General features: G+C 60.3%; 25 protein-coding genes. 12 read left to right on the forward strand and 13 right to left on the reverse strand.

The features are described from left to right. Positions 1–51: 51 nt before the first annotated feature. The 3 genes from ispH to AC1DNW_RS18280 all read right to left on the reverse strand — a co-directional run bounded on the left by ispH (position 52) and on the right by AC1DNW_RS18280 (position 2243). Positions 52–1056, reverse strand: coding sequence for a 4-hydroxy-3-methylbut-2-enyl diphosphate reductase (gene ispH / locus AC1DNW_RS18270; protein WP_477853967.1), 1005 nt, complete (start codon positions 1054–1056; stop codon positions 52–54). 61 nt (positions 1057–1117) lie between these two features. Further along, positions 1118–1870: an SURF1 family protein gene (locus tag AC1DNW_RS18275; RefSeq protein WP_477853968.1), complete on the reverse strand. Its 753-nt coding sequence runs from the start codon at positions 1868–1870 to the stop codon at positions 1118–1120. Continuing rightward, positions 1863–2243 carry a DUF983 domain-containing protein gene (locus AC1DNW_RS18280; RefSeq protein WP_113297258.1) on the reverse strand — a complete coding sequence of 127 codons (381 nt, stop codon included), beginning with the start codon at positions 2241–2243 and terminating at the stop codon, positions 1863–1865. The genes AC1DNW_RS18275 and AC1DNW_RS18280 overlap by 8 nt, the downstream gene beginning before the upstream one ends. Positions 2244–2369: 126 nt before the next feature. Between AC1DNW_RS18280 and AC1DNW_RS18285 the strand changes: the two genes are divergently transcribed. Beyond that, positions 2370–3011, forward strand: a complete 642-nt coding sequence (locus tag AC1DNW_RS18285; protein WP_113309871.1) for a phosphotransferase-like protein — start codon at positions 2370–2372, stop codon at positions 3009–3011. A gap of 76 nt (positions 3012–3087) precedes the next feature. Here AC1DNW_RS18285 and AC1DNW_RS18290 read toward each other — a convergent pair whose 3' ends face one another. From AC1DNW_RS18290 to coxB, 6 genes are all read right to left on the reverse strand, one after another. Continuing rightward, the gene (locus tag AC1DNW_RS18290; protein ID WP_113297198.1) at positions 3088–3966 is read right to left on the reverse strand and encodes a cytochrome c oxidase subunit 3; all 879 of its coding nucleotides are present in this window, start codon (positions 3964–3966) and stop codon (positions 3088–3090) included. A 57-nt stretch (positions 3967–4023) separates the two neighbouring features. After that, on the reverse strand, positions 4024–4629 hold the full coding sequence (locus AC1DNW_RS18295) for a cytochrome c oxidase assembly protein (RefSeq protein ID WP_113309870.1): 606 nt from the start codon (positions 4627–4629) through the stop codon (positions 4024–4026). A 4-nt stretch (positions 4630–4633) separates the two neighbouring features. Then, positions 4634–4771, reverse strand: a complete 138-nt coding sequence (locus tag AC1DNW_RS18300) for a hypothetical protein (RefSeq protein WP_477833527.1) — start codon at positions 4769–4771, stop codon at positions 4634–4636. Beyond that, a complete protein-coding gene (locus AC1DNW_RS18305; RefSeq protein ID WP_113297259.1) occupies positions 4771–5727 on the reverse strand; it encodes a heme o synthase in 957 nt (318 codons plus the stop codon). The genes AC1DNW_RS18300 and AC1DNW_RS18305 overlap by 1 nt, the downstream gene beginning before the upstream one ends. A gap of 67 nt (positions 5728–5794) precedes the next feature. Next, on the reverse strand, positions 5795–7498 hold the full coding sequence (gene ctaD, locus AC1DNW_RS18310) for a cytochrome c oxidase subunit I (protein WP_477853969.1): 1704 nt from the start codon (positions 7496–7498) through the stop codon (positions 5795–5797). Between the two features lie 17 nt (positions 7499–7515). Further along, positions 7516–8409 carry a cytochrome c oxidase subunit II gene (gene coxB / locus AC1DNW_RS18315; RefSeq protein WP_477853970.1) on the reverse strand — a complete coding sequence of 298 codons (894 nt, stop codon included), beginning with the start codon at positions 8407–8409 and terminating at the stop codon, positions 7516–7518. A 314-nt stretch (positions 8410–8723) separates the two neighbouring features. On the opposite strand from coxB, the gene AC1DNW_RS18320 reads away from it, so the two are divergent. From AC1DNW_RS18320 to AC1DNW_RS18330, 3 genes are all read left to right on the forward strand, one after another. After that, complete coding sequence (locus AC1DNW_RS18320; RefSeq protein ID WP_477833530.1) at positions 8724–9386, forward strand: invasion associated locus B family protein; 663 nt, start codon at positions 8724–8726, stop codon at positions 9384–9386. A gap of 81 nt (positions 9387–9467) precedes the next feature. Continuing rightward, complete coding sequence (tldD, locus tag AC1DNW_RS18325; protein ID WP_113297203.1) at positions 9468–10883, forward strand: metalloprotease TldD; 1416 nt, start codon at positions 9468–9470, stop codon at positions 10881–10883. 12 nt (positions 10884–10895) lie between these two features. After that, positions 10896–11393: a GNAT family N-acetyltransferase gene (locus AC1DNW_RS18330; protein ID WP_113309867.1), complete on the forward strand. Its 498-nt coding sequence runs from the start codon at positions 10896–10898 to the stop codon at positions 11391–11393. A gap of 12 nt (positions 11394–11405) precedes the next feature. Here the strand turns inward: AC1DNW_RS18330 and AC1DNW_RS18335 are convergent, their stop codons facing one another. Together AC1DNW_RS18335 and AC1DNW_RS18340 are read right to left on the reverse strand one after the other, a co-directional pair. Beyond that, positions 11406–11711, reverse strand: a complete 306-nt coding sequence (locus AC1DNW_RS18335; protein ID WP_113309866.1) for a nucleoside triphosphate pyrophosphohydrolase family protein — start codon at positions 11709–11711, stop codon at positions 11406–11408. Between the two features lie 62 nt (positions 11712–11773). After that, complete coding sequence (locus tag AC1DNW_RS18340; protein ID WP_477853971.1) at positions 11774–13057, reverse strand: serine hydrolase; 1284 nt, start codon at positions 13055–13057, stop codon at positions 11774–11776. Between the two features lie 232 nt (positions 13058–13289). On the opposite strand from AC1DNW_RS18340, the gene AC1DNW_RS18345 reads away from it, so the two are divergent. Continuing rightward, positions 13290–14324, forward strand: a complete 1035-nt coding sequence (locus tag AC1DNW_RS18345; RefSeq protein ID WP_477853972.1) for a polysaccharide deacetylase family protein — start codon at positions 13290–13292, stop codon at positions 14322–14324. 5 nt (positions 14325–14329) lie between these two features. Here AC1DNW_RS18345 and pdxH read toward each other — a convergent pair whose 3' ends face one another. Next, a complete protein-coding gene (pdxH, locus tag AC1DNW_RS18350) occupies positions 14330–14950 on the reverse strand; it encodes a pyridoxamine 5'-phosphate oxidase (protein ID WP_113309863.1) in 621 nt (206 codons plus the stop codon). 64 nt (positions 14951–15014) lie between these two features. Between pdxH and AC1DNW_RS18355 the strand changes: the two genes are divergently transcribed. From AC1DNW_RS18355 to AC1DNW_RS18370, 4 genes are all read left to right on the forward strand, one after another. Beyond that, a complete protein-coding gene (locus tag AC1DNW_RS18355) occupies positions 15015–15473 on the forward strand; it encodes an RT0821/Lpp0805 family surface protein (RefSeq protein ID WP_113309862.1) in 459 nt (152 codons plus the stop codon). Positions 15474–15761: 288 nt separating this feature from the next. Continuing rightward, positions 15762–16958: a DnaJ C-terminal domain-containing protein gene (locus AC1DNW_RS18360; protein ID WP_113309861.1), complete on the forward strand. Its 1197-nt coding sequence runs from the start codon at positions 15762–15764 to the stop codon at positions 16956–16958. A gap of 122 nt (positions 16959–17080) precedes the next feature. Continuing rightward, positions 17081–17899, forward strand: a complete 819-nt coding sequence (gene fabI / locus AC1DNW_RS18365) for an enoyl-ACP reductase FabI (RefSeq protein ID WP_477853973.1) — start codon at positions 17081–17083, stop codon at positions 17897–17899. A 32-nt stretch (positions 17900–17931) separates the two neighbouring features. Continuing rightward, complete coding sequence (locus tag AC1DNW_RS18370; RefSeq protein ID WP_113297212.1) at positions 17932–18522, forward strand: histidine phosphatase family protein; 591 nt, start codon at positions 17932–17934, stop codon at positions 18520–18522. A 12-nt stretch (positions 18523–18534) separates the two neighbouring features. Here the strand turns inward: AC1DNW_RS18370 and AC1DNW_RS18375 are convergent, their stop codons facing one another. Continuing rightward, positions 18535–18795: a DUF1344 domain-containing protein gene (locus AC1DNW_RS18375; RefSeq protein ID WP_113309860.1), complete on the reverse strand. Its 261-nt coding sequence runs from the start codon at positions 18793–18795 to the stop codon at positions 18535–18537. 246 nt (positions 18796–19041) lie between these two features. Here AC1DNW_RS18375 and AC1DNW_RS18380 point away from each other — a divergent pair, with 246 nt between their 5' ends. The 3 genes from AC1DNW_RS18380 to ribB all read left to right on the forward strand — a co-directional run bounded on the left by AC1DNW_RS18380 (position 19042) and on the right by ribB (position 24602). Continuing rightward, the gene (locus AC1DNW_RS18380) at positions 19042–22215 is read left to right on the forward strand and encodes a bifunctional diguanylate cyclase/phosphodiesterase (RefSeq protein ID WP_477853988.1); all 3174 of its coding nucleotides are present in this window, start codon (positions 19042–19044) and stop codon (positions 22213–22215) included. 175 nt (positions 22216–22390) lie between these two features. Beyond that, the gene (aroC, locus tag AC1DNW_RS18385) at positions 22391–23488 is read left to right on the forward strand and encodes a chorismate synthase (RefSeq protein ID WP_113297214.1); all 1098 of its coding nucleotides are present in this window, start codon (positions 22391–22393) and stop codon (positions 23486–23488) included. 10 nt (positions 23489–23498) lie between these two features. Next, the gene (ribB, locus tag AC1DNW_RS18390) at positions 23499–24602 is read left to right on the forward strand and encodes a 3,4-dihydroxy-2-butanone-4-phosphate synthase (protein ID WP_113309858.1); all 1104 of its coding nucleotides are present in this window, start codon (positions 23499–23501) and stop codon (positions 24600–24602) included. Positions 24603–24614: the final 12 nt, after the last annotated feature.

Below are 24614 nucleotides of genomic sequence, written 5' to 3' on the forward strand. Positions count from 1 at the left end.
TAGAACCGGTGTCGTCAGATAGGCAGGACAGAGAGGGGAGATCCCCTCACTTCATTCCCCGTTCACGAATGCCATGTCGGCCGTCGTCAGTTCAAGGCTGCGCAGTTCGCGGTTGACGAGGAAATGCTCGTTTTCCTGCACGGTTTCGGCAAGCTCGACGCGGGCATCGAAGCGGGTGCGGAAGGCCTCGATGATCTCGTTGACGATCACTTCCGGGGCAGAGGCACCGGCAGACAGGCCAAGCGTAGCGATCGGGCCGATCTCATCCCAGTCGAGTTCGGAAGCACGCTGCACGAGGATAGACTTCTTCGCCCCCGCCCTGAGCGCCACTTCGACAAGCCGCTTGGAATTGGACGAATTCGGTGCGCCGACGATGATGAACAGATCGCAGCCGGGGGCTGCTTCCTTGACCACTTCCTGGCGGTTGGTCGTGGCATAGCAGATGGAATCAGCGGCCGGAGCCCGCAGGTTGGGGAAGCGCTCTTCAAGCCGCTTGATGACGCCGGCGGTATCGTCGACCGAAAGCGTCGTCTGCGTGACATAGCCGAGATTATCGGCATCATCAGGCTGATAGGCGTCCGCATCCTCGACAGTTTCGATGAGGGAAACAGTGCCTTCGGGCAGCTGACCCATGGTGCCGATCACTTCGGGATGGCCGGCATGGCCGATCAGGACGACATGGCGGCCGAGGCGGTTGTGGCGCATCGCCTGCTTGTGGACCTTGGAAACCAGCGGACAGGTTGCGTCGAGATAGAAGAGATTGCGGGCATTGGCATMCTCGGGCACGGATTTCGGCACGCCGTGAGCAGAAAAGACGACCGGCTGGGCACGATGTTCCGCCGGGATTTCGTCAAGTTCCTCGACGAAAACGGCGCCCTTGGCCTCCAGACCCTCCACGACATAGCGGTTATGGACGATCTCGTGGCGGACATAAACAGGCGCACCATAGGCCTTCAGAGCCAGCACGACGATCTGGATCGCCCGATCGACGCCGGCGCAGAAGCCGCGCGGACCGCAGAGCCTGATCGTCAAGGGAGGTTTTGCCGCAATGTTCATAACATATCCAGATAAAGCTTCAGGGACCTCTAACCCAATATGGGTCGGAATTGAAGCGATACTATTCCGCTGCACCCTTGCGGGGACGGAACCAGGAGATGGCGACGACACCGACGAGCGCCGCAGCCAGCCCATACCAGGTGAAGGCATATTGCAGATGGTCGTTCGGCAGATCGACCTGCGTGACGCCGCCGATTGGAAAGCCCGCGGGGTTGGGCGTGGAATCGGCATCGACAAAGAAGGGCAGGACRTCAACCTTGTCGAGGTCGACGCTTGACGCCATCACATCGAGATCTTTCCAGTAGAAGATGTTCTTTGCCACATCATTGTCAGGCACCAGCGAAGAGGGCTTGCCGGGGAGTTTTGCGCGCGCGAGGCCGGTCACCGTCTGCTGGTCGGTCAACTGACCCTGCATGCGCATTTCCGGCTCCTTGTTCTCGTAGGGAACGAAGCCTCTGTTGACCAGGATATAGCGCCCGTCCGCAAGCTGCAGCGGCGTATAGATGTAATAGCCTGTCTGACCGCGCCACGTGGCGAAGAAATGGCKCTCCTTGTTGTTGATGTAGCGGCCGGTCGCGGTGACCGTGCGATACTCGATATCGCCACCCTGAGCGGCCATGGTCTCGATATCCGCAAGAGGAACCGGGGCTGCGGCTCGGCGCTCGGCGATATCGGCGAGCAGGCCTTCCTTCCAGTGAAGGCGCTCCACCTGCCAGGTGCCGAGCGAAATCAGGATGGCGAGCGCGATGAGTACGGTTATGCCGGTAAAGACCGGCAGCTTGCGGCGCGGGGCCGGACTTTCGATGTCAGTCACTCAGACGTCCCTCGCGGGCATTGTGGCGATATTGCATGGCGATGAGGATTCCCTTGCACCAGCGCAACGCCAGCAGGGAGAGTATGATTGTGAGCGGGGCAAAGAGCAGAATGTGAACCCAGATCGGGGGTGCATAATTGACCTGCAGCCAGAGCACCGAACCGATAATGATGAAGCCGACAATGAGGATGACGAAGACGGCGGGGCCATCACCCGCATCGGCGAAGGAATAGTCGAGCCCGCAGGCGGCGCAACGCGGCTTGAGCCCCAGCACACCATCGAAAAGCTGGCCGTGGCCGCAGCGGGGGCAGCATCCCTTGATGCCGGTCTTGACCGGGTCGACCGGTGGAAATTGCGCGCTATCTTCACTCATGCCGATCTCCATGCAGGCGGCTTTTCGTCGCCTGCCTTAACTCTCCCATAAAGTATTCGCATCCCGAATGGAAATGCCTGCGCGGTTTCGCCTCAGCGATTCGCGCCAAACAGAAGAAGAAGACTGATGACCAACGATAGCCATGCCGGACAGATCATTATCCTGAACGGTGCGCCGCGAAGCGGTAAATCCAGCATCGCGCGCGCGATCCAGGAGGAATTCGAGGGACCGTGGATCAACTTCGGCGTCGATACATATAATGCCATGACGCCGAAGCGCTACCTGCCCGGTATCGGGCTCAGGCCGGGCGGCGAGCGGCCGGACTTGGAGGAACTGGTGCCGTTCCTCTATGCAGCGCTCTACGAATCGATCGCCATTCACGCCGGATTGGGCCTCAACGTGGTGGCCGATCTCGGCCATCACGACAGCTATTCGCAGCCACTCGGCATTCTCGGCGACTGCGCCCGGCGCCTGGAGGGTTTTCCCGTATTGTTCGTCGGCGTCAGATGCCCGATCGAGACGATCATGCAGCGGCGGGAAATCGCGGAGGAAGGGCGCGAGACGCTCTATCTGCGCGCCACGGGAGAAGTGCCCGTTCCCGAACCGGTACAGCGCTGGCAGGACGAGGTGCATCGCCCCGGCCTTTATGACATGGAGGTCGATACGTCTGTGCTGACGGCGCTCGAATGCGCCGAGGCAATCCGCCACCAGCTGGATCTCGGCATTCCCGAGCCTACAGCCTTCGAGAGGCTGGCCGGCCAACGGTAAGACGAAAGGCGGTATCTAGACAAAGAAAAAGGCGGGGCCAGTGGCGCCCGCCTTTTTAATTTCTATCCGGCCCGTATCAGCCCGCAGCCACTGGAGCGCCCCAGCCGCCCCAGACATAGATGCAGAAGAACAGGAATAGCCAGACSACGTCGACGAAGTGCCAGTACCAGGCAGCCGCCTCGAAGCCGAAGTGCTGTTTTGGCGTAAAGTCGCCGCGCAACGCACGGATGAGGCAGACCAACAGGAAGATGGTGCCCACCAGAACGTGGAAGCCATGGAAGCCAGTGGCCATGAAGAAGGTTGCGCCGTAGATCGAATTGCGGAACTCGAACGGAGCATGTGCATATTCATAGGCCTGGACGCTGGAGAAGAGCACGCCCAGCACAACCGTCAGCGTCAAGCCCTGAATAAGGCCTTTGCGGTCGTTGTGCAGCAGAGCGTGATGAGCCCAGGTCACCGTCGTGCCAGAGAGCAGCAGGATGACGGTGTTGTAGATCGGCAGGTGCCAGGGATCGAGAACCTCGATGCCCTTCGGCGGCCAGACGCCACCGGTATAGGCAAGGCGCGAAGCCTGGATTGCCTCGTGCGGAAAGAGGCTGGCATCGAAATAAGCCCAGAACCAGGCAACGAAGAACATCACTTCCGAAGCGATGAACATGATCATGCCGTAGCGCAGGTGCAGCGACACGACGCGTGTATGGGCGCCCTCGTGTGCTTCCTTCACGGTATCGGACCACCAGCCGTACATGACGTAGAAAACGACAGCCAGCCCGATGAAGAAGACCCACGGATGGGCCCACTCGATACCGAAAACATGCAGCGAGCCGCCGTTCAGGTAGCGCATGTAGCCGACGCCGCCGAAGGCCATCAGGAATGCGCCGAACGAGGCCAATATCGGCCACGGGCTCGGAGCTATGATGTGATAGTCGTGATTCTTCTGATGAGCATCGGCCATGTCAGATCCCCGGTGTCTTCCTTCTCCGCTTCCGGCAACGCCGGAAACACTCCTCAATCAAAGTTTCTTTTCAGTCTGTCCCGTTCCATTCTCATTCGAAGCCACCGGCTTCGGACCCTCTTTGGGATAGAACGTGTATGACAGCGTGACCGTGCGAATGCTTTTCGATTCAGCGGCCTTGGTAATTTCCGGATCGATGTAGAACACGACCGGCATTTCAAGCTTCTCGCCCGGCTTCAGGTCTGTTTCATTAAAGCAGAAACATTGCACCTTGTTGAAATAGGCGCCCGCCTCGCCCGGTGTTACGTTGAAGATCGCCTGGCCGCGCTGAGTTTCGTTGGAACGATTCTCGGCGATGAATTTGACCTGGATGGTTTCGCCGATCTTCGGATTGACCTCGCGCTCGACCGGCTTGAATTCCCACTGCAGGCCGGGAGCGACGTTGGCATCGAAAGTCACGCGCATCGTACGGTCGAGAATGACATTAGAGACCTGATCGACACGCTGCGTTGTGCCGTTGTAACCAGTCACCTGGCAGAAAAGGCGATAGAGCGGCACGGCAGCATAGCTCATAGCGCCCATGCCGACGACGAAGCTCAGGCACATGAAGACGACTGCACCGTTATTGCGCGGCTTCTTCGGTGCGGTGGCGACATCGCTCATCGTATCAGCCTCCATGTCCCAGGAACTTGACGATGGTGATGGCGTAGAAAAGGATCACCAGACCAGCGAGCACGACGCCGAGTGCGATGTTGCGATTGCGACGCGATTTGCGCTGCGCTTCGGTAAGCTTGACCAGTTCCATCAGAACGAGCCTCCTGCATACGAGACGAGCACGGCAACGAGCCGGTCGAGCATCAGCGCCGAGAATACGGCAAAGAGATAGAAGATCGAGAAGCCGAACAGCTTCTTCGCCGGGATCATCTTGAGATCGCCGTCGGGCATACGCCAGACGGCGATGGAACAGTATATGAAGACCGCGCCGAGTGCCGCGGCCACCACGCCATAACCGGCACTGGCAAAGCCGAGGAAGGTCGGCAGCACGGCGCAGATGGCCGTCAGCACAGCATAGGCGACGATCTGGTGCTTGGTGGTGCGCTCACCCGCCACGTTCGGCAGCATCGGCACGCCGACAGCCTCGTAATCCCGCATCTTGAAGAGCGCGAGCGCCCAGAAATGGGCCGGTGTCCACAGGAAGATGATGAGGAAAAGAACCGTGCTTTCGATCGTGACGGAGTTCGTCACGCAGGCCCAGCCGATCATCGGCGGGAAAGCGCCGGCCGCGCCGCCGATAACGATGTTCTGCGGCGTCGAGCGCTTCAGCCACATCGTATAGATGACGACGTAGAAGAAGATGGTGAAGGCGAGGATAAAAGCCGACAGCCAGTTGACCGCAAGACCCAGGATCGTCACCGAGAAGCAGGAGAGGACGAGGCCGAAGGCCAGCGCTTCCTTCGGCATGATGCGGCCAGCCGGGATCGGACGCTTGGCAGTGCGGCTCATGACGGCGTCGATATCGGCGTCATACCACATGTTCAGCGCACCCGATGCGCCTGCGCCGACGGCAATGCAAAGAATGGCGATCACACCAAGAATCGGGTTGATGTGACCCGGTGCCAGCACCAGGCCGGCAAAGGCCGTGAAGACCACGAGCGACATGACCCGCGGTTTCAGAAGCTCGAAATAATCGCGCGCACCAGCTTCCGACAGGCGAAAATCGCCATCGTCCGCAAGAGCCTCGTGATTGTCGAAAACCGTCATCATTCCGTCCTGAATAACTCAATTGCCAGACGCCGCAGAATCTTGCGGCGCCTGGTGGTCCGGCATCTTATTTGATGCGCGGAAGCTGTTCCCACTGGTGGTATGGCGGCGGCGAAGGCAGCTGCCATTCGAGGGTCGTTGCACCCTCACCCCACGGATTGTCACCGGCAACGCGCTTCTTGRCGAAGGCTTCCCACACACCGACGAGGAAGATGATTACGCCCACGAAGGAGATGTAGGAGCCGATCGACGAAACATAATTCCAGCCGGCAAATGCATCCGGGTAGTCGATGTAGCGGCGCGGCATGCCGGCAAGGCCGAGGAAGTGCTGCGGGAAGAACACCAGGTTCACGCCGATGAACATGACCCAGAAGTGCAGCTTGCCGAGGAACTCGTTGTACATGTAGCCGGTCATCTTCGGGAACCAGTAGTACCAGGCAGCGAAGATGGCGAAGACGGCGCCGAGCGACAGAACGTAGTGGAAATGAGCCACGACGTAATAGGTGTCATGCAGCGAGCGGTCGAGGCCGGCGTTTGCGAGCTGGACGCCCGTCACGCCACCGACGGTGAAGAGGAAGATGAAGCCGATCGCCCAGATCATCGGCGTGCGGAAGGTGATCGAGCCACCCCACATCGTTGCGATCCAGGAGAAGATCTTCACACCCGTCGGAACGGCAATGACCATCGTCGCGAAGACGAAGTAGCGCTGTGCGTCAAGCGACAGGCCGACCGTATACATGTGGTGAGCCCAGACGACGAAGCCGACGGCGCCGATGGCGACCATGGCATAGGCCATGCCGAGATAACCGAAGACCGGCTTCTTCGAGAAAGTCGACACGATGTGGCTGACGATGCCGAAGCCCGGCAGGATCAGGATGTAGACTTCCGGATGACCGAAGAACCAGAACAGGTGCTGGTAGAGGATCGGGTCACCGCCGCCTTCCGGGGCGAAGAAGGCCGTGCCGAAGTTACGGTCGGTGAGCAACATGGTGATGGCACCAGCCAGAACCGGCAGCGAGAGCAGCAGCAGGAAGGCGGTGATCAGCACGGCCCAGGCAAAGAGCGGCATCTTGTGCAGCGTCATGCCCGGAGCGCGCATGTTGAGGATCGTGGTGATGAAGTTGATCGCACCGAGGATGGACGAGGCACCGGCAATGTGGAGCGCGAAGATCGCAAGATCGACCGCCGGACCCGGCTGACCGCCGACTGCGAGCGGCGGATACATGGTCCAGCCGCCACCTGCGCCATAAGCACCGGCCGGGCCTTCGACGAACATCGAGATACACAGCAGCAGGAATGCCGGAACGATCAGCCAGAAGGAGATGTTGTTCAGGCGCGGGAAAGCCATATCAGGCGCACCGATCATGATCGGCACCATCCAGTTGGCGAAACCGCCGATCATCGCCGGCATGACCATGAAGAAGATCATGATGAGCGCGTGAGCGGTGGTGAAGACGTTGAACATGTGCTTGGCGCCATCGATGGCGGCATCGCCTTCGAAGCCGTAAACCATGGAAGCCAGACCGTGGAAGATCTGGATGCCCGGCTCCTGCAGTTCCATGCGCATGGCAACGGAGAGAAGGCCGCCGATGATACCGGCGAAGATCGCGAAGATCAGGTAGAGCGTACCGATATCCTTGTGGTTCGTGGAGAAGAACCAGCGGTCGGCAAAGCTCGGCGCATGAGAGTGATCGTGGTGGTCGTCATGCGCATGAGCGTCATGAGCGTGGTGATCATGAGAATGATCGTCGTGAGCGGAAGGTCCAGCCATTGTCCCGATCCCCTATCTTACTTTGCGACGTTTTCAGCGACATCGACGGTCTTTGCAGAACCATCGGCAGCGGCGATCAGTGTCTTGTAGGCGCCGGGCAGATCGCTGGCAGCTGTGGTCAGCCACTGCTTGTACCTGTCTTCGGAGACGACGCGAATGGCGATCGGCATGAACGCGTGATCCTTGCCGCAAAGCTCGGAACACTGGCCGTAGAAGAGACCTTCGCGCTCGGMGCGGAACCAGGTTTCGTTCAGGCGACCCGGAACGGCGTCGATCTTGACGCCGAAGGACGGCATGGCGAAAGCGTGGATGACGTCGGTCGGCGCGGCGGTGACGAGAACACGGACCGTCTTGTTGACCGGCAGCACGAGTTCGTTGTCGACAGCCAGAAGACGCGGATAGACGGCGAGATCGGTTTTGCCTGCAGAGGCGCGATCCGGCTCTTTCAGAAGATAGGAATCGAAGGCAACCGGCGTTTCGCCCGAACCTTCATATTCGTAATTCCACTGCCACTGGGTCGCGGTCGCCTTGATGGTCACATCCGGATTTTCCGGCAGGGTGAGCTGCGCGGTCAGCAGTGTGAAGGAGGGAACGGCGAGGAAGAGAAGCACCAAGACCGGCCCCACGGTCCAGATGACTTCGATCACCGTATTGTGGCTCGTCTTGGAGGGAACCGGGTTTGCCGAAGCACGGAACTTGTAACAGACGACGAGAATAAGAACGAGAACGAACAGCGTGATCGGAACGATGAACCACAGCGTGTATTGTTCGAACCAGCGGATCTCCCGCATGATCGGCGTTGCTGCCGGCTGCAGCGTAGCCTGCCACGGCATCGGCTGATCGGCAAATGTGCCGGAAGCAAAAAGCAGACAGACCAGCGCGGTCAGAGCTGCAAAAGCCTTCTTAATCACCTTGTAATCTCCCTCGAGCGCTGATCTGCATCAAATCGGACACAGAATCCTTGCCATCTTCTGCGCTTCAAACCACAGTTTGGCATCCGCCGCAACAGGCAGAAGCAATTGTCTATGCGGCATTTTTGCTCCAAGAGCGCATCGTCAACCATGGCAAAACATCGCAAGCTTTTCATCAGCATACGAAAAACAGGCTTTGCGGCCAATCCAGCTATTGCACATTCTTTTGGCGAGGTCCTATTTCTGCCGCAGTCCCCCGGTTTTCACGGGGTGGGGCTTTTCATTTTTTGTGGGCAGCTTCAACAATAGCGGCAATGATTCGATATCCAGAGGTTTTCATGGGTTTCCGTTCCCTCGCGCGGTCTTTTGTACTGACCGCAGGCATCGCGACCGCCGCGACGAGCCCCGTCTTTGCGCAGCAGCCGCCGACGCCCGCCCAGTCGCGCCCGACCGCGCCTGCCCCGAAGCCCGCTCCGGCACAGCAGCCCGCGCCGTCTGCGACGCCGAACGTCGAGCAGGTGACGCCCGGCCAGACACAGCCACCGGCTCCCGGCACGGTGAGGTCCAACCATGGCGCGTGGTCCGTCGTCTGCGACAAGCCGGCTGGTGCTTCGACCGAGCAGTGCGCGCTAATGCAGAACGTCATCGCCGAAGACCGGCCGGAAGTCGGCCTGTCCGTCGTCGTCCTGAAGACAGCCGACCGCAAGTCGAAGATCCTGCGCGTGCTGGCACCGCTCGGCGTGCTGCTCCCGAACGGCCTCGGCCTCAATGTCGACGGCAAGGATATCGGCCGCGCCTATTTCGTGCGCTGCTTCGCCGATGGCTGCTATGCCGAAGTCGTTCTCGAGGACGAGCTCCTGAAGACTTTCCGCAGCGGCGCACAGGCAACCTTCATCGTCTTCCAGACGCCGGAAGAAGGCATAGGCATCCCTGTGGACCTTAAAGGCTTTGCGGAAGGCTACGACTCCCTGCCCTGATCCGTCAGGGCTTGCTCGCGTGGTACAACAGACCTACATCGGCTATTGAGCATTCCCGCTCTTCTTGCGGAGCAAAAGACCATGACCACCGATCTGCTGACGCTTTTCGATGCCGATGAAGCGACGATGCGCAAGCATGTCGCCGAGGCGCTTTCCGGCGCCGATGACGGCGAGCTCTTCATCGAGCACGCGCAGGCGGAATCGCTGACCTTCGACAATGGCCGCCTCAAGGGCGGCAGCTTCAACACTGAACAGGGTTTTGGCCTGCGGGCAGTCGCCGGCGAGGCTGTCGGCTACGCCCACGCTGGCGACCTTTCCGTCTCGGCGCTGAAGCGGGCAGCCGACGCGGTCGGCGCCGTTACGCGCGGTTATTCCGGCTCTTACGCGGCAGCACCCCAGCGGACCAACCGCAAGCTCTATACCGACGAGAACCCGATCGGCTCGCCGACCTTCGAAGAGAAGGTAAAGGTTCTGACTGATATCGACGCCTATCTGCGCGGCAAGAATGACAAGGTGCGGCAGGTCACGGCTTCGGTCGCGGCAAGCTGGCAGGTGGTTGATATCCTGCGTGCCGACGGTCATCGCGTGCAGGATATTCGGCCGATGACGCGCATCAACATCTCCGTCATGGTCGGAGAAGGCGACCGGCAGGAAAGCGGCTCCTACGGCCAGGGCGGCCGCATCGGCTTCGGCGATTTCATCGCGACGGGAAGCTGGCAGCAGGGCGCCGACGAGGCGCTGCGCCAGGCGCTCGTCAATCTCGAAGCGATCGAGGCACCAGCGGGTACGATGGATGTCGTGCTCGGCTCCGGCTGGCCGGGCGTCATGCTGCATGAGGCAGTGGGCCACGGCCTCGAGGGTGATTTTAACCGCAAGAAGACTTCGGCTTTTGCTGGTCTGCTGGGTCAGATGGTGGCATCGCCAGGCGTGACGGTTGTCGATGACGGCACGATCGACAGCCGTCGCGGCTCGATCACCATCGACGACGAGGGCACGCCTTCGGCCTATAACGTGCTGATCGACAACGGCAAGCTGGTCGGCTACATGCAGGATCGGCAGAACGCCCGGTTGATGGGCATGGCCCCCACCGGCAACGGTCGCCGCCAGGGCTATTCGCATGTGCCGATGCCGCGCATGACCAATACCTACATGCTCGGCGGCGACAAGACGCCGGAAGAAATCATCGCTTCGGTCAAGAAGGGTGTCTACGCCGTCTCCTTCGGCGGTGGTCAGGTGGACATCACATCAGGCAAATTCGTCTTCGGCTGCACCGAGGCCTATCTCATTGAAAACGGCAGGATCGGCGCACCAATCAAGGGCGCCATGCTGATCGGCAACGGTCCGGATGCAATGAAGCGCGTATCGATGATCGGCAACGACATGAAGCTCGATACCGGTATCGGCAACTGCGGCAAGGGCGGCCAGTGGGTGCCTGTCGGCGTCGGCCAGCCGCATCTGCGTATGGATCAGGTCACCGTCGGCGGCACGCAGGCCTGAGGCGGTGCTGTCATGGTCGAAATCGAAATCAGAACCTTCGCCCGTGACGATGCCGATGGCGTGATCTCGGTCATCCTGCCGATCCAGCGCGAAGAATTCGACATCGACATCACCGCTGACGCGCAGCCGGACCTGCGCGTCATTCCCGACTTTTACCAGTCAGGCAAGGGCCAGTTCTGGGTTGCAGTGAAGGACGGCGACGTCGTCGGCACGGTCGGCCTCAAGGACATAGGCAACAATCAGGCGGCTCTCCGGAAGATGTTCGTTGCCGCCGAGGTGCGGGGCAGCGAGCACGGCGTCGCCGCCCGGCTACTGGAAGCTCTCTTTGCCCATGCGAGCGAAGTTGGCCTGACCGACATCTTCCTCGGCACGACCGACAAATTCCTTGCCGCACACCGGTTTTACGAAAAGAACGGTTTTTCCGAGATCGCCGGCAAAGACCTGCCGCCGGCATTTCCGCTCATGGCGGTGGACAGCAAATTCTACCGGCGCAAGGTCGCCGCCAACTGATAAGCAAACGGATCAGGCCTCCGGCCTGAATTTCCATTTCCGCTCGATTGCCGCAGCGAGGTCGATATCGTGGCGGCGGGCGAAGAGCAGGACATGGCCGAGGATGTCGGCGGTCTCGTCGGCGAGGTCGCGTTCCATCTCCTTGGGCGAGCGCCCCTTGGCACGGCCGCGGCCGGTCAGGCGGTTCCAGGCCTGCGTCAGTTCACCCATCTCCTCCTGCAGTTTCAGCAGAAACCAGTCGGCATCGCGCGCGATGTCGTTAGTGGCGGCGTAGGCGGACGATGATATCTCGAACTGATCGGCAAGGCGCTGCAGCATGACGTTCTCCTTTTGTTTATGAGGAGAGCGCCGATTCCCGCAAATTGTCCAGAGCGTGCAGCTCAGCCCTGGTCCGGCAGGAGCATGCAGTCATAGGAGCGCTTCTTCAGGGCGTCGCAGGCAGACGTGGCGTCTTCCTTGCTCTGGAAGCCGACGAAACGGGCGCGGTAAACCGCATTGGCGCCCTTGCCGACAGCTTCCGTGTAAGGCGAGGCGGAAACGAGCGGCGCACCGGCCTCGGACTTAGCCTGCGCAAGAAGCGCACGGGCAGCATCCGCGCTCGGGGCCGCGGAAATCTGGATCTGCCAGCCACCTGCCTTGCCAGCCGATGCTTTCTGCGCCTTGCCGGCATTCATGATCTCATCCATTGCCGCCGGACGCTCCAGCGGGATCACGCTGTCATCAGCAAAACCAAGCGCCTTCGGCGCGGATGCTGCGTCGGCGACGCGYGGCGCATTCGCCGGCACCGGAACATCGGTGTCGTCAGCGGCCGAGGCTACCTCGACCTGTTCCTTGGCATTCATGCTCGCGACCAGTTTTGCACCGCCGGAAGAGGACGCGCGGCCCATATAACGATCGAAGAGTGCTGCCATCTTGGCGTCGCGGCTGCGGGCCGTGCGGCCGCCGAGCACCACGCCGATCACGCGCCGGTTGCCGTCCTTCACGGCGCTGACGATGTTGAAGCCGGAGGCATTGGTATAGCCGGTCTTGATGCCATCCATTCCCTGGTAGCGGTACATGAGATTGTTGTGGCCGCGGATAGTCTGGCCACGGAAATTGAAGCTCACGATGGAGAAGAGGCGATATTCGCTGGGATAGTTCTTCATCAGTGCCACGGCGAGCATGGACATGTCGCGCGCCGTCGTGATCTGGCGCTTGTCCGGCAGGCCGGATGCATTGACGAAGACCGTGCGGCTCATGCCGAGCTGGCGGGCCTTCTGGGTCATGAGCCTGGCGAAATTGCTTTSCGAACCACCGAGCTTTTCACCGATGGCGGCAGCAGCATCGTTGGCCGATTTGACGATCATGCCATAGACCGCCTCACGCACGGTGATCGTCCCGCCCGGCTTCACGCCGAGCTTCGTCGGCGGACGGGAGGCCGCATATTTCGACATCGTGACCGGCGTGTCCCAGGTGAGCTTGCCGCGATTGAGCGCCTCGAAGGTGAGATAGAGCGTCATCATCTTCGTCAGCGATGCCGGATGGTTCAGCGTGTCGCCATTTTCGGACGCAAGGATCTTGCCGGTGCGGGCATCGAGCACGAGGGAAGCGCTGCCGGCGACTGCCGCAACAGGCGCAGAAAGTGCCAGCGTCGCGGTCAGAATGGCAGCCAAAAGCCTTGTCATGCACTTCCCCTCACTTTATCCGGCGAGTCGCTACAGCCGGATTATGTCCCGTATTGTGACAGATGCCCACAATCTGGCGCGACTTTGAGGCAACGCCCAAGTTTTTTCCAAGCTTTTGTTTCGCTTGGTTAACAGCCGATAAAGAAACCGTTTTCCGGGCAGGATTCAGCAAGGTTTAACGGCGGCATTGATAGCTTGTGTGACACGATTGCAAAGCGGGGTCACGGGAAAAATGAGTCAGTGGAAGCGGCGGCTGAAGCGCATCGCGATCGGCAGCGGGCTGGAAGCGGCCTGGCTGGCGAATGCCGCCGGGCTCATGAAAGAGGCCCGCGGACGCGGCGTCATCTTTACACTTCATCACGTGCGCCCGCATGTCGCCCAGCCGTTCGAGCCGAACCGACACCTTGAAATCACACCGGAATTTCTGGATGCCGCGCTTCGACGGCTGAAGCGGAGCGGCTATCGTTTCGTACCGCTCGAAGCGGTGCCCTCCCTCTTGTCGGACCMGCAGGACGATCGGCTGTTTGCCGCCTTCACGCTGGATGACGGATATCGCAACAATCTCGACCATGCCCTGCCCGTCTTCGAACGGCATCGGGCTCCCTTTACCGTTTTCATAACACAAGGCTTTGCCGAAGGCTCGCACAGCATCTGGTGGGAAACGCTGGCGCTGCTGCTCGGCAGGGAGAACAGCGTCGAATTCAACTTCGGCCGCGGGCGGGAGAGACTGGCGCTCGACACGCCGGTCCGGAAATGGCACGCCTTCGACCGGCTTGCCGAGTTTATCCACAGGCTGGACGAGAGCCGCGCCATCTCAGAGGTGGACGCGCTGGCCCGGCGCCACGGAATTGAGCCGGTCGACATCACGCGGGAACTGGTCATGGGGCCGCAGGAGCTGCGCAAGCTCGCGGCAAGCCCCCTCGCCAGTCTCGGCGCCCATACGATCAGCCATCGGGCGCTGGCCCGCCTGCCGCAGGCGGAAGCGCGGATCGAGATGGAAATCTCGGCCGATTATGTCGAGCGGATCACCGGCATTCGCCCTCGGGCGATCGCCTATCCCTACGGCACGCCGGAGGCTGCGACAGGCCGGGAAGCTGGCGTTGCGGCAAATCTCGGCTTTTCCGTCGCGGTCACAACGCAGCCGGGCTTCCCGGCCGCAAGCAACGCCACCTATATGCCGCGCATTTCGCTCAACGGGTTTTACCATAAGCCACGCTACGTTTCGGCGCTGGCCTCGGGCATTCCCTTGAAACTGCTCGGAAAATAACGCCTCTAGGGATACATCCTCACCTTATCCCAGGCGCCTTCCGGTGCGGGGCGATGAAACTCGATGCGGTCGTGCAGGCGGAATTTCTGGTCTTTCCAGAATTCGATCGAGGTCGGGCGGATCCGGAAGCCGGACCAGTAGGACGGACGCGGGATTTCGCCGATTGCGTAGCGCGCCGTATATTCGGCAACGGCCTTTTCCAGTGCAAAACGGCTTTCGAGCGGGCGCGACTGCTTGGAAGCCCAGGCACCGATGCGGCTGCCACGGGCGCGGGTGGCGAAATAAGCGTCGGCTTCGGTATCGGTGACCAATTCGACGGGGCCGCGAACCCGCACCTGACGGCGCAACGTTTTCCAGTGGAAACACATGGCGGCTTTCCTCTGCCCCAAGATTTCGCGACCTTTCCGGCTCTCGAAATTCGTGTAGAAGACGAATCCGTCGGTGTCGAAACCCTTCAGGAGAACCATGCGGACATTGGGCAGCCCATCTTCATCGACCGTCGCGAGCGCGACAGCATTGTGGTCGTTGACTTCGGAAGCCTCCGCCTCCTTCAGCCATTCCCCAAAGAGCTTGAAGGGCTCTTCACTTTCGGTAAAGTCACCACCTGTTAACCCGTTTGCCGACATATTAATTCAAATCCCGCGATTTATTAAAACTGACCCAGCCTTTGAAGCTGGGGAAGGATACAGGGTGGAAGTCATAGCAAAGACACATCGCCATACAAAGGGTTCGCTGCGCCGCAGCTTCAGACTCTCCATCGTCAGTATCGCGATTCTGTCACTTTCCGGCTGCGTGGCTGGAGGGTTCGATTTCCTGAGTTCGGCAAAGGTCGACCGTTCGGTGGCAACCGGCACGGTGCCGCAGCCCGCTCCCAGCACAGATACGCTTTCAGACGAGATGACGGTGCGCAACGCCGTGACCTCCGCCGATATCCAGAAGCTCGAGGGACAGCCGCTTCCCTGGGCCAATGCCTCGACCGGCAGCGCCGGCATAATCGACACGATCGTCGAGAATAATGACGCCGGCCAAGTCTGCCGCCAGTTCCGCACGACGCGGCACTCCTATGTCGGCATCGCCAAATTCTTTGGCAAGACCTGCCTCGTCGGCGGTGGCAACTGGCAGCTTTTGAGCTTCCAGCCGGAAAGCTGACCCTGTCTGTCCACCTGTTTCGGCACGATGCGCCCCTGACACGCCAGGGTTAATGTGCCGTGCCGATTCGCCTCAATGTTTAGTGAAAGGCTAACCATTCGCGGCAAAACACCCCATATCCAAGTTCGGAAATAAGAAGTGATTAGCAACTCTCCCGCACGATCGGCCGACGAGCGGGCTTTCCTTTCGCAACAGCGAACCGGACGGCGCGTCTGAGTTGATTATTCGGTTTCCGGGAACGGCCACGAGGAACATGCCTCCCGGATTGCGACAGCGGCGGTGCGAACAATGCGTGATCCATACAAGATATTGGGCGTCAAGCGTGACGCGGCGGCGGACGAAATAAAGGCGGCCTGGCGCAACATGGCCAAGGCCGTGCATCCCGATCACAATCAGGGTGACCCGACGGCGACCGCGCGTTTTGCCGAGATCGGCCGCGCCTATGAAACGCTGAAAGATCCGAGGAAGCGCAATCTCTTCGACAATGCCGTGCGCATGGCAGAAGCCAAGAAGCAGGAACAAACGATCATGCAGCAGCGGCACGCGGCCCGTGAGGCCGCCGTCCGCGCAAAGGCTGCACAGGCCAACGCCGAGCGCGTGATGGAAGAGCTTGCGCGCGCCAATGCCAATGCGCAGAAGGCTGCCGCGGCAGCGGGTGTTAAACAGCAGCAGGCCGGCGCAACGGAAGCTGCGGAAGAGGTGGTCGAGCGCATCTTCGGCGCGCAGACAGCCCGCACTACCGGCGCACAGGCCCAATCGCAGGCCCAGCAGGCGCATTCTCAGCAGGCACAGGCCAAGCCGCATGCAGCCGAGGCGGCCAAGGCGCCAGAACAGGAAACCCCGGAATCCGACCCCGCCAGGGCAGAGGACGAGCAGACAGAGGCCTCCGTTGCCGGCGGCGCCAACATGTCGCTGCCACTCAGCCTTTTGACCTCGCTTGTGCGCCGCTTCACCGGCGCCGGCCAGCCGGGTCTTGAGAAAGCGCCAGACGAAGTCGCGACCGCGACCGTGACGATCGAAGACATCATGAAGGGAAGCTGGACGACTGTTTCCCTTCCGGAAGGCCGCGAAGTCGGATTCGCCCTGCCGGCCGGCACGACAGAAGGCCACCAGATCCGGCTCAAGGGCCAGGGTTTCAAGCTGCCGGGCATGCAGCGCGGCGACGCCGTGATCAATATCCATATCGCCGCCGACCCACGCTTCACCGTCGACGGTTTCGACGTGCATGTGGTGCTGCCGTTGAACATCGAGAATGCGGTGCTCGGCACCGAGGCGCGTATCGACGGTCCGCAGGGACCGCTCAATGTGACGGTTCCTGCCTGGTCCGGCTCCGACAAGACGATCCGCATTCCCGACAAGGGCCTGCCCAACGACAGCGGCGGAAAAGGCGATCTCGTCGTGGAATTGCGCATTATGTTGTGGGAAAAACCCGACGACAAGGTCACCGATCTCATGCGGAGCATGCGTGAAGGGCTGTTTTTATGAAATTTCGGTGACAATCGCACCCTTTGTTACGATCCCTAACAGTTGATGATCTTTGCCAAGCTTGAACCGATTAACGGCCTATGCCATAGGCAGGATCATCAGAATTCCTAGGGAAACGAAATATGGCTCAAGCATCCGGCCTCATGGCAGGCAAACGCGGCGTCATCATGGGTGTCGCCAACAATCGTTCGATTGCGTGGGGTATTGCTAAGGCCATTCATGCGCAGGGCGGAGAAGTTGCATTCACCTACCAGGGCGACGCCCTGAAGAAGCGTGTGGAGCCCCTGGCTGCCGAAATCGGCGCTGTCATGGTCGGCCATTGTGACGTGAGCGACGAATCCACGATCGATGCCGTTTTCGAAAATGTCGAGAAGCTGTGGGGCAAGATCGATTTCATCGTGCATGCCATCGGTTTTTCCGACAAGGATGAGCTGACCGGTCGCTACGTCGATACTTCGCCTGACAATTTCACCAAGACCATGCAGATCTCSGTCTAYTCCTTCACCTCGGTCGCTCGCCGCGCCGAGAAGCTGATGACGGAGGGTGGTTCGATGCTCACCCTCACCTATTACGGTGCAGAAAAGGTGATGCCGAACTACAATGTCATGGGTGTCGCCAAGGCGGCGCTTGAAGCCAGCGTTAAGTATCTCGCCGTCGACCTCGGACCGAAGAACATCCGCGTCAACGCCGTTTCGGCTGGCCCGATCAAAACGCTCGCTGCCTCCGGYATCGGCGATTTCCGCTACATCCTSMRSTGGAACGARTACAAYKCGCCGCTGCGYCGYACSGTGACCATCGAGGAAGTGGGCGATGTCGGCCTCTATCTTCTCTCGGACCTGTCGCGTTCGGTGACGGGTGAAGTGMATCATGCCGACAGCGGCTATCATGTCATCGGCATGAAGGCTGTGGACGCGCCTGATATTTCCGTCATCAAGGACTGAGGCGTCCTAGCCCCTAAGTGGAGCCGATCCCCGTGCTTATCTATGTGATCAGACACGGCCAGACCGACTGGAATGCTGAGCGGCGCCTGCAGGGGCAGAAGGATATTCCGATCAACGCGATCGGCCGCGAACAGGCGAAGCAGAACGGGATCGCCCTTGCGGCGATCCTTAAGGGCGAAGATGCGGAGTTCGATTTCGTCGCAAGCCCGCTCGGACGCACGCGCGAGACCATGGAGATCATGCGATCAGCCATGGGGCTCCCGCCCGGGGAATACCGCACCGACGAACGCCTGGTCGAAGTCTCCTTCGGCGACTGGGAAGGCCACACGCTCAAGCAGCTCCGGGCCTCGCAGGCCGAGCGCGTCACAGAACGCAACATCAACAAATGGGATTTCATTCCGCCGGGCGAGGATGCGGAAAGCTACGAGATCATGTCGTGGCGGACCGGCGCATGGCTGAATTCGGTCGATCGGCCAACCGTCTGCGTCACCCACGGCGGCGTCATCAGAAGCCTATTCAAGATGATCTCCAACTTGCCGAAGGACGTCGCCTCCGAGGGMGAAATTCCCCAGGACCGAATTTTGAAGATCGAGACGTCGCAGAGCCTGATCGGCTGGATCTAGTCCAGTCCGGGCTTATTTGACGATATCGAGATCGTTGATGATGCGCTTGCCGTCGACTTCCGTATAGAAGATCACAACCTTGACGCCGGCCTTCAGGCCTTCGAAATCGAACTCTTCGGGCGCCTGATAGGTCTTGCCGTCATCGAGCGTCAGGACAAGATTGGTCGTGTCGACCTTCTTGATCGTCGCCTCGACATCAGCGCTCTCGGCAAAACTGCTCATGGGCGAAAGAAAATTTGCCGTGGCCAGAAGCGTAGCAATAACGAAACGCATGTCGGCAATCCCTTTGAAACGTCGCCGTTGATATCGAGTGGCCACAGATAAACTCCTGAATATGGCGAAAATTGCCCGGAAGAATGGCTTTCGGCGCCCAATTGATGAATAGGATTTTACGGATAATCAAGAGGCCCCGTTCACCGTGCTTTTCTCTCTGTTTACGCGATTTAGCAGCTCTGAATGCGCGCAATCGTAAATTAACCCCCGCACCCTAAAGTCGATGCGAATGTGGGGGTGTGTGATTTGCAATTCCGGCTGAGCAACAGCAACCGGCTGCGGCGTGTTCTCAAGAATACGCGTGTCTCGCTGCTGGTTTCCGCCCTCGTGGCCGTCGTCGTTGTTGCCGTCGGCTTTGCACTCGACAGTGCCAATACTGCCGCCCATCTGCGCGAGCTGCAAATCCATACTGAAAACGAGACGAACCTGATCCGTGCCCGCATGACGGCGCAGATCAACATGGACATCACTGCCGTCCGCGACCTTTCCAACCTGATCTCGCTCAGCACGCAGACGAACGAAGTGGAGATGGAGCGGCAGATCAACTGGCTGCTGATCCAGAACCCGAATTTCATCCATATTGCTGTCGCGCCTGATTTCATCGTCAAGTCGGTCTATCCGGCGCAATCAGGCAAAGACCGAATCGGCAAGGATGTGCGGGACGTGCTGCTGCAGCGCATGTCGATAAGCCGCAATACCGGCGACCAGTCGGCCCGCTTCTATGGTCCTTTCAAGACGACGGATGCAGAAAACGCCTTCGCGATCTTCTTCCCTGTATTCGTCAAGCAGAACGGCCAGCGCCGCATCTGGGGGGCGGTCGAGGTGGTCATCGACCAGGACATGTTCTACGAGACGACGGGCCTGAAGCCCGCACGCAACAGCGAAAACCAGGAGCGCTATCCGCATCTCGACCATCTGTCGATCGCGGTCCGCGACATCGGCATTCCGGACGAAACGGCCGCACCCTTCTTCGGTCCTTCCGATATCTATAAGAAAGATCCGCTCCGCCGAAAAATCAACTTCGCCGGCGGGCGATGGGAACTCGCGGCCGTACCGAACGCCGGCTGGCACGCTGTTCCCGAAAATCAGCCTGAACTGCGATTGATCATCGTCGCGGCAGGCTGCGTGATCATCATCCCGATCTTCTTCGCCACGTTGCTGCTCGGCGAACGCAACCGTAATATCGCGCAGCTTGAGGCCCGCGAGGGCAAACTTCTGGAGCTGTCGCAGCGCCTCAACCTGGCGCTTGAATCCTCCCGGATCGGCATCTGGGAGCTGCAGGAGAGCGCCACCCACCTCACCTGGGATGCACGAGCATCCACCCTTCACGGCCTCAAAGCGATGGAAGGCAGCCGGCCACTGGAAGTGTGGCTTTCGACGATCGCGCCCGAAGACCGGGAAATCGCCGAGGTTCATTTCTTCGGTTGCAGTATCGCCGGGGAAGCCTGCACCGCGCAATACAGGGTGATGCGTGAAGACGGGCGCATTCGCCATCTGCGCTCTGTCGGCGCCTTCTATACGGATGCCGGTGGCGCCGGAAAGACGATCGGCATCGTCTGGGATGTCACGGCCGACGCGGAAGTCACCAACACGCTTCGTCTCGCCAAGGAAACGAGTGAGCTCAAGAATGCCGAGCTGGAACTTGCGCTGGAGGAGCTTTCGAGCCGCGAGGCAGAGCTTTCCGAACTGTCCGGCAAACTCGATCTGGCACTTGATTCCTATCAATKCGGCATTTGGGAAGCGATCCTCGGCAAATGCGGCTCGATCTGGGACGAGCGCATGCACGAGCTTTATGGGCTGAAGCAGAGCAATGCCTTCGTGACCGAAGACGCCTGGCTCTCCTGCATCCATCCCGATGACCGCGGGCTGGCCCTCGAAAGCGCCAGGCATTTCAGGCAGCTCGGAGACACGCATACGCTTGTCTGTCGCGTGCCGGACGAAAATGGCGGCTTTCGCTACGTGCGTTCCGTCGGCAAGGTGCACCGTACGCCGACCGGCGAGATGAAAATTATCGGCATCGCCTTCGATTCGACCGAGGATGCGTTGATGACGCTGCGCCTCAAGGCCGCAAAGGATGAGGCGATTGCCAAGAATATCGAGCTGGAGCTCGCCAAGGACCGGATCGAGCACAACTCCCTGCACGACCCGCTGACCTCGCTTGCCAACCGCCGCAAGCTCGATATCGCACTGGAAAATCTGACGGATGCCGGCCATAGGGAGCGACAGAAATTCGCGATCCTGCATATAGACCTCGACCGTTTCAAGGAAATCAACGACACGTTGGGGCACGCAGCGGGCGATGCCATGCTGGTGCATGCGTCGCGCGTGCTTTCCAGAAACTTGCGCGAGAGCGACGTCGTGGCCCGCATTGGCGGCGACGAGTTCGTCATCCTTTCCTTCGACGTCGGCGACAAGGACATGGCGGAGCTTTCGGGCCGTATCATCGAGGAGATGCGTCAGCCCATCGATTTCCAGGGTTTTTCCTGTCGCTGCGGCGTGTCGATCGGCATCGCACTGGCGAACGGCATCCATATCGATGCCCGCAAGGTACTGATCAATGCAGACATTGCGCTCTACCGGGCCAAGAGCCTCGGCCGCAACCGTTACGAATTCTTCAACCACAATCTGCAGGCCGACATCATCAACAACAAGCGCACGGCCGATGAGATCCTTGCCGGCATCGACAATGGCGAGTTCACGGCCTGGTATCAGCCGCAGTTCTGCGCACGGACGATGAAGCTGACCGGTGTCGAGGCGCTGGTACGCTGGCACCATCCCTCCAAGGGTCTGCTGACACCGGACAAATTCCTGCGCATCGCCGACGAGATCAATGTCGTACAGACGCTCGACCGCATCGTCCTGGAAACTGCACTGCGCGACAAGATGCGCTGGGCGGCACAGGGCGTCTATGTTCCGAAAATCTCGGTCAACGTTTCGGCGCGGCGCCTGCATGATGGCAGCCTTCTGGACTCCCTTGGTGACCTGCAGATCCGCCCCGGCGAAATCTCCTTCGAACTGGTGGAATCCATCTTCCTCGACGAAAGCGAGGACGTGGTCTCGCAGAATCTCGAACAGATCAAGGCGCTCGGCATCGATATCGAGATCGATGATTTCGGCACCGGCCATACCTCGATCGTCTCGCTGCTGAAGCTGAAGCCGAAACGGCTGAAGATCGACCGGCAGCTCGTGCAGCCGATTGTCGCTTCCTCGCAGGAGCGCACGCTCGTCAGTTCCATCATCGAGATCGCCCGCTCGCTTGGCGTCGAGACGGTGGCCGAGGGCGTCGAAACGATGGCGCATGCTGAACTGCTACGCGATCTCGGCTGCGATCTACTGCAGGGTTATGCCTTTGCACGCCCTCTCTCCTTCGACGATTTMGCGATCGAGGCGCGCGGCACGGCCTGGCTTCTGGCATCCTAGCGCTGAAGCCAGCCACATCACCGTTCGCAGAGACCGGAAACACCATTCCCCGATAGCACCATCAGGCGCAAAGAAAGGCTTTTGCCTGGGCGGTTTTTTGGCCTATGAGTGTCGCGCCTTTTTCGAGTAATGGCGCGGCCGGTGACGACCGGTTCCGCGCATCCGGCGGGAACATATGTCGCACAATACATTCGGTCATCTCTTCCGTGTAACCACCTGGGGCGAAAGCCACGGGCCAGCGCTCGGCGCCGTCGTAGACGGCTGCCCTCCGGGGCTGCGCTTCAAACTCGAGGACCTGCAAGTCTGGCTCGACAAGCGCAAGCCCGGCCAGAGCCGCTTCGTGACCCAGCGGCGCGAAGACGACCTGGTGAAGGTTCTCTCCGGCGTGATGATGGACGCCGACGGAGAGACGATGATCACCACCGGCACGCCGATTTCCATGCAAATCGAGAATACCGACCAGCGTTCAAAGGACTATGGCGAGATCGCCCGGCAGTATCGCCCCGGCCATGCCGACTTCAGCTATGACGTGAAATACGGAATCCGCGACTATCGCGGCGGCGGTCGTTCCTCGGCGCGCGAAACCGCTGCCCGCGTTGCAGCCGGCGGCATTGCCCGGCTCGTCGTACCCGGCGTGTCCGTCCGTGGCGCGCTGGTGCAGATCGGCAAGCACAAGATCAACCGCGCCAACTGGGACTGGGATCAGGTCGGGCAGAACCCGTTCTTCTCCCCCGATGCCGAGATCGTACCCGTCTGGGAAGAGTATCTCGACGGCATCCGCAAGGCCGGCTCTTCCATCGGTGCCGTCATCGAAGTGATCGCTGAAGGCGTTCCGGCGGGCCTCGGTGCGCCCATCTATAGCAAGCTCGACCAGGATATCGCTTCGTTGCTGATGTCGATCAACGCTGTCAAGGGCGTGGAGATCGGCAATGGTTTTGCCGCCGCAGAGACGAGCGGCGAAGACAATGCCGACGAGATGCGGATGGGCAATGACGGCACGCCGATCTTCCTGTCCAACAATGCCGGCGGTATTCTCGGCGGCATTTCGACCGGCCAGCCGGTCGTCGCCCGTTTTGCCGTCAAGCCCACCTCCTCCATTCTCACAGAACGGCAGTCGATCGATGCCGACGGCAAGAATGTCGATATTCGCACCAAGGGCCGTCATGACCCCTGCGTCGGCATTCGCGCCGTGCCGATCGGCGAGGCGATGATTGCCTGCGCCATTGCCGACCATTATCTTCGCGACCGCGGCCAGACCGGCCGGCTGAAATAGGAATTGTCCCATGTCTTATGACCAGAAGCGCGTCGTTGACGCTATCCGGGCTTTCGAAGCCGGCGAGATCGTCGTCGTCATGGACGACAATGACCGTGAAAACGAAGGCGACCTGATCGTCGCTGCCGTGCATGCGACGCCCGAAAAGATGGCCTTCATCGTGCGCCACACGTCAGGGATCGTCTGCGCGCCGATGCCGAAAGAGGAAGCCAAGCGGCTGAACCTCAACGCCATGGTGGCGGAAAACGATTCCGCCCATACGACCGCCTTCACGGTTTCTGTCGATTTCAAGCACGGTACGACGACGGGCATCTCCGCCGACGACCGYACGCTGACGGTACGCAACCTTGCGAACCCGAATGTCGGTGCGTCGGATTTCGTCCGTCCCGGCCACATCTTCCCGCTGGTCTCCCGCGAAGGTGGCGTGCTGATGCGCTCCGGCCATACGGAGGCTGCTGTCGATCTCTGCAAGCTTGCCGGGCTGCCGCCAATCGGTGTTATCAGTGAACTCGTCAATGACGACGGCACGGTGACGCGCGGCCCGCAGGTGGTGGATTTCGCCGAACAGCACGGGCTGAAACTCCTCTCGGTCGCCGACCTCATCGCCTATCGCCAGCGCAAGGAAACGCTGATCGAGCTCGGCTCTAGCTTCGATATCGAAACTCCGTTCGGCAAGGCCAAGGCGCACACCTACGCCCTGCCCTGGGACCCGATGCAGCATCTCGCCGTCGTCTTCGGCGACATCCGTGATGGCGTCGATATTCCAGTGCGCCTGCATCCGGAAAACGTCGCGGATGACCTTTTCGGCAAACGCAAGCCGGTCGATTTCTACATGCAGAAGATTGCCGAACAGGGGCGTGGCGTCATCGTCTACCTGCGTGAAGGCTCGGTTGGCGTCGGCCATTACGACAACGGCCGCAAGGCCCGCAGCCAGGGTCGCGAGGCACACGCCGAAGCGCAGACACGCGACAATGAATGGCTGGAAATCGGCCTCGGCGCCCAGATCCTTAAGGATCTCGGTGTCAGCTCGATCACGCTGATGACCAGCCGCGAACGGCACTATGTCGGCCTGGAAGGATTCGGGATCAAGATTTCGAAGACAGAGATCTGCTGATTGCTCCTTCTC

The organism is Rhizobium sp. 05L429 (genome assembly GCF_056397645.1).

Excerpts from the sequence above, each read along its gene's own strand:
- AC1DNW_RS18280 (WP_113297258.1), bottom strand. The coding sequence starts at position 2,243 with ATGAGTGAAGATAGCGCGCAATTTCCACCGGTCGACCCGGTCAAGACC.
- pdxH (WP_113309863.1), bottom strand. The coding sequence starts at position 14,950 with ATGTCGGCAAACGGGTTAACAGGTGGTGACTTTACCGAAAGTGAAGAG.
- AC1DNW_RS18300 (WP_477833527.1), bottom strand. The coding sequence starts at position 4,771 with ATGGAACTGGTCAAGCTTACCGAAGCGCAGCGCAAATCGCGTCGCAAT.
- AC1DNW_RS18360 (WP_113309861.1), top strand. The coding sequence starts at position 15,762 with ATGCGTGATCCATACAAGATATTGGGCGTCAAGCGTGACGCGGCGGCG.
- tldD (WP_113297203.1), top strand. The coding sequence starts at position 9,468 with ATGACCACCGATCTGCTGACGCTTTTCGATGCCGATGAAGCGACGATG.
- AC1DNW_RS18320 (WP_477833530.1), top strand. The coding sequence starts at position 8,724 with ATGATTCGATATCCAGAGGTTTTCATGGGTTTCCGTTCCCTCGCGCGG.
- AC1DNW_RS18295 (WP_113309870.1), bottom strand. The coding sequence starts at position 4,629 with ATGAGCGATGTCGCCACCGCACCGAAGAAGCCGCGCAATAACGGTGCA.
- aroC (WP_113297214.1), top strand. The coding sequence starts at position 22,391 with ATGTCGCACAATACATTCGGTCATCTCTTCCGTGTAACCACCTGGGGC.
- AC1DNW_RS18305 (WP_113297259.1), bottom strand. The coding sequence starts at position 5,727 with ATGACGGTTTTCGACAATCACGAGGCTCTTGCGGACGATGGCGATTTT.
- AC1DNW_RS18375 (WP_113309860.1), bottom strand. The coding sequence starts at position 18,795 with ATGCGTTTCGTTATTGCTACGCTTCTGGCCACGGCAAATTTTCTTTCG.
- AC1DNW_RS18330 (WP_113309867.1), top strand. The coding sequence starts at position 10,896 with ATGGTCGAAATCGAAATCAGAACCTTCGCCCGTGACGATGCCGATGGC.
- AC1DNW_RS18285 (WP_113309871.1), top strand. The coding sequence starts at position 2,370 with ATGACCAACGATAGCCATGCCGGACAGATCATTATCCTGAACGGTGCG.
- AC1DNW_RS18335 (WP_113309866.1), bottom strand. The coding sequence starts at position 11,711 with ATGCTGCAGCGCCTTGCCGATCAGTTCGAGATATCATCGTCCGCCTAC.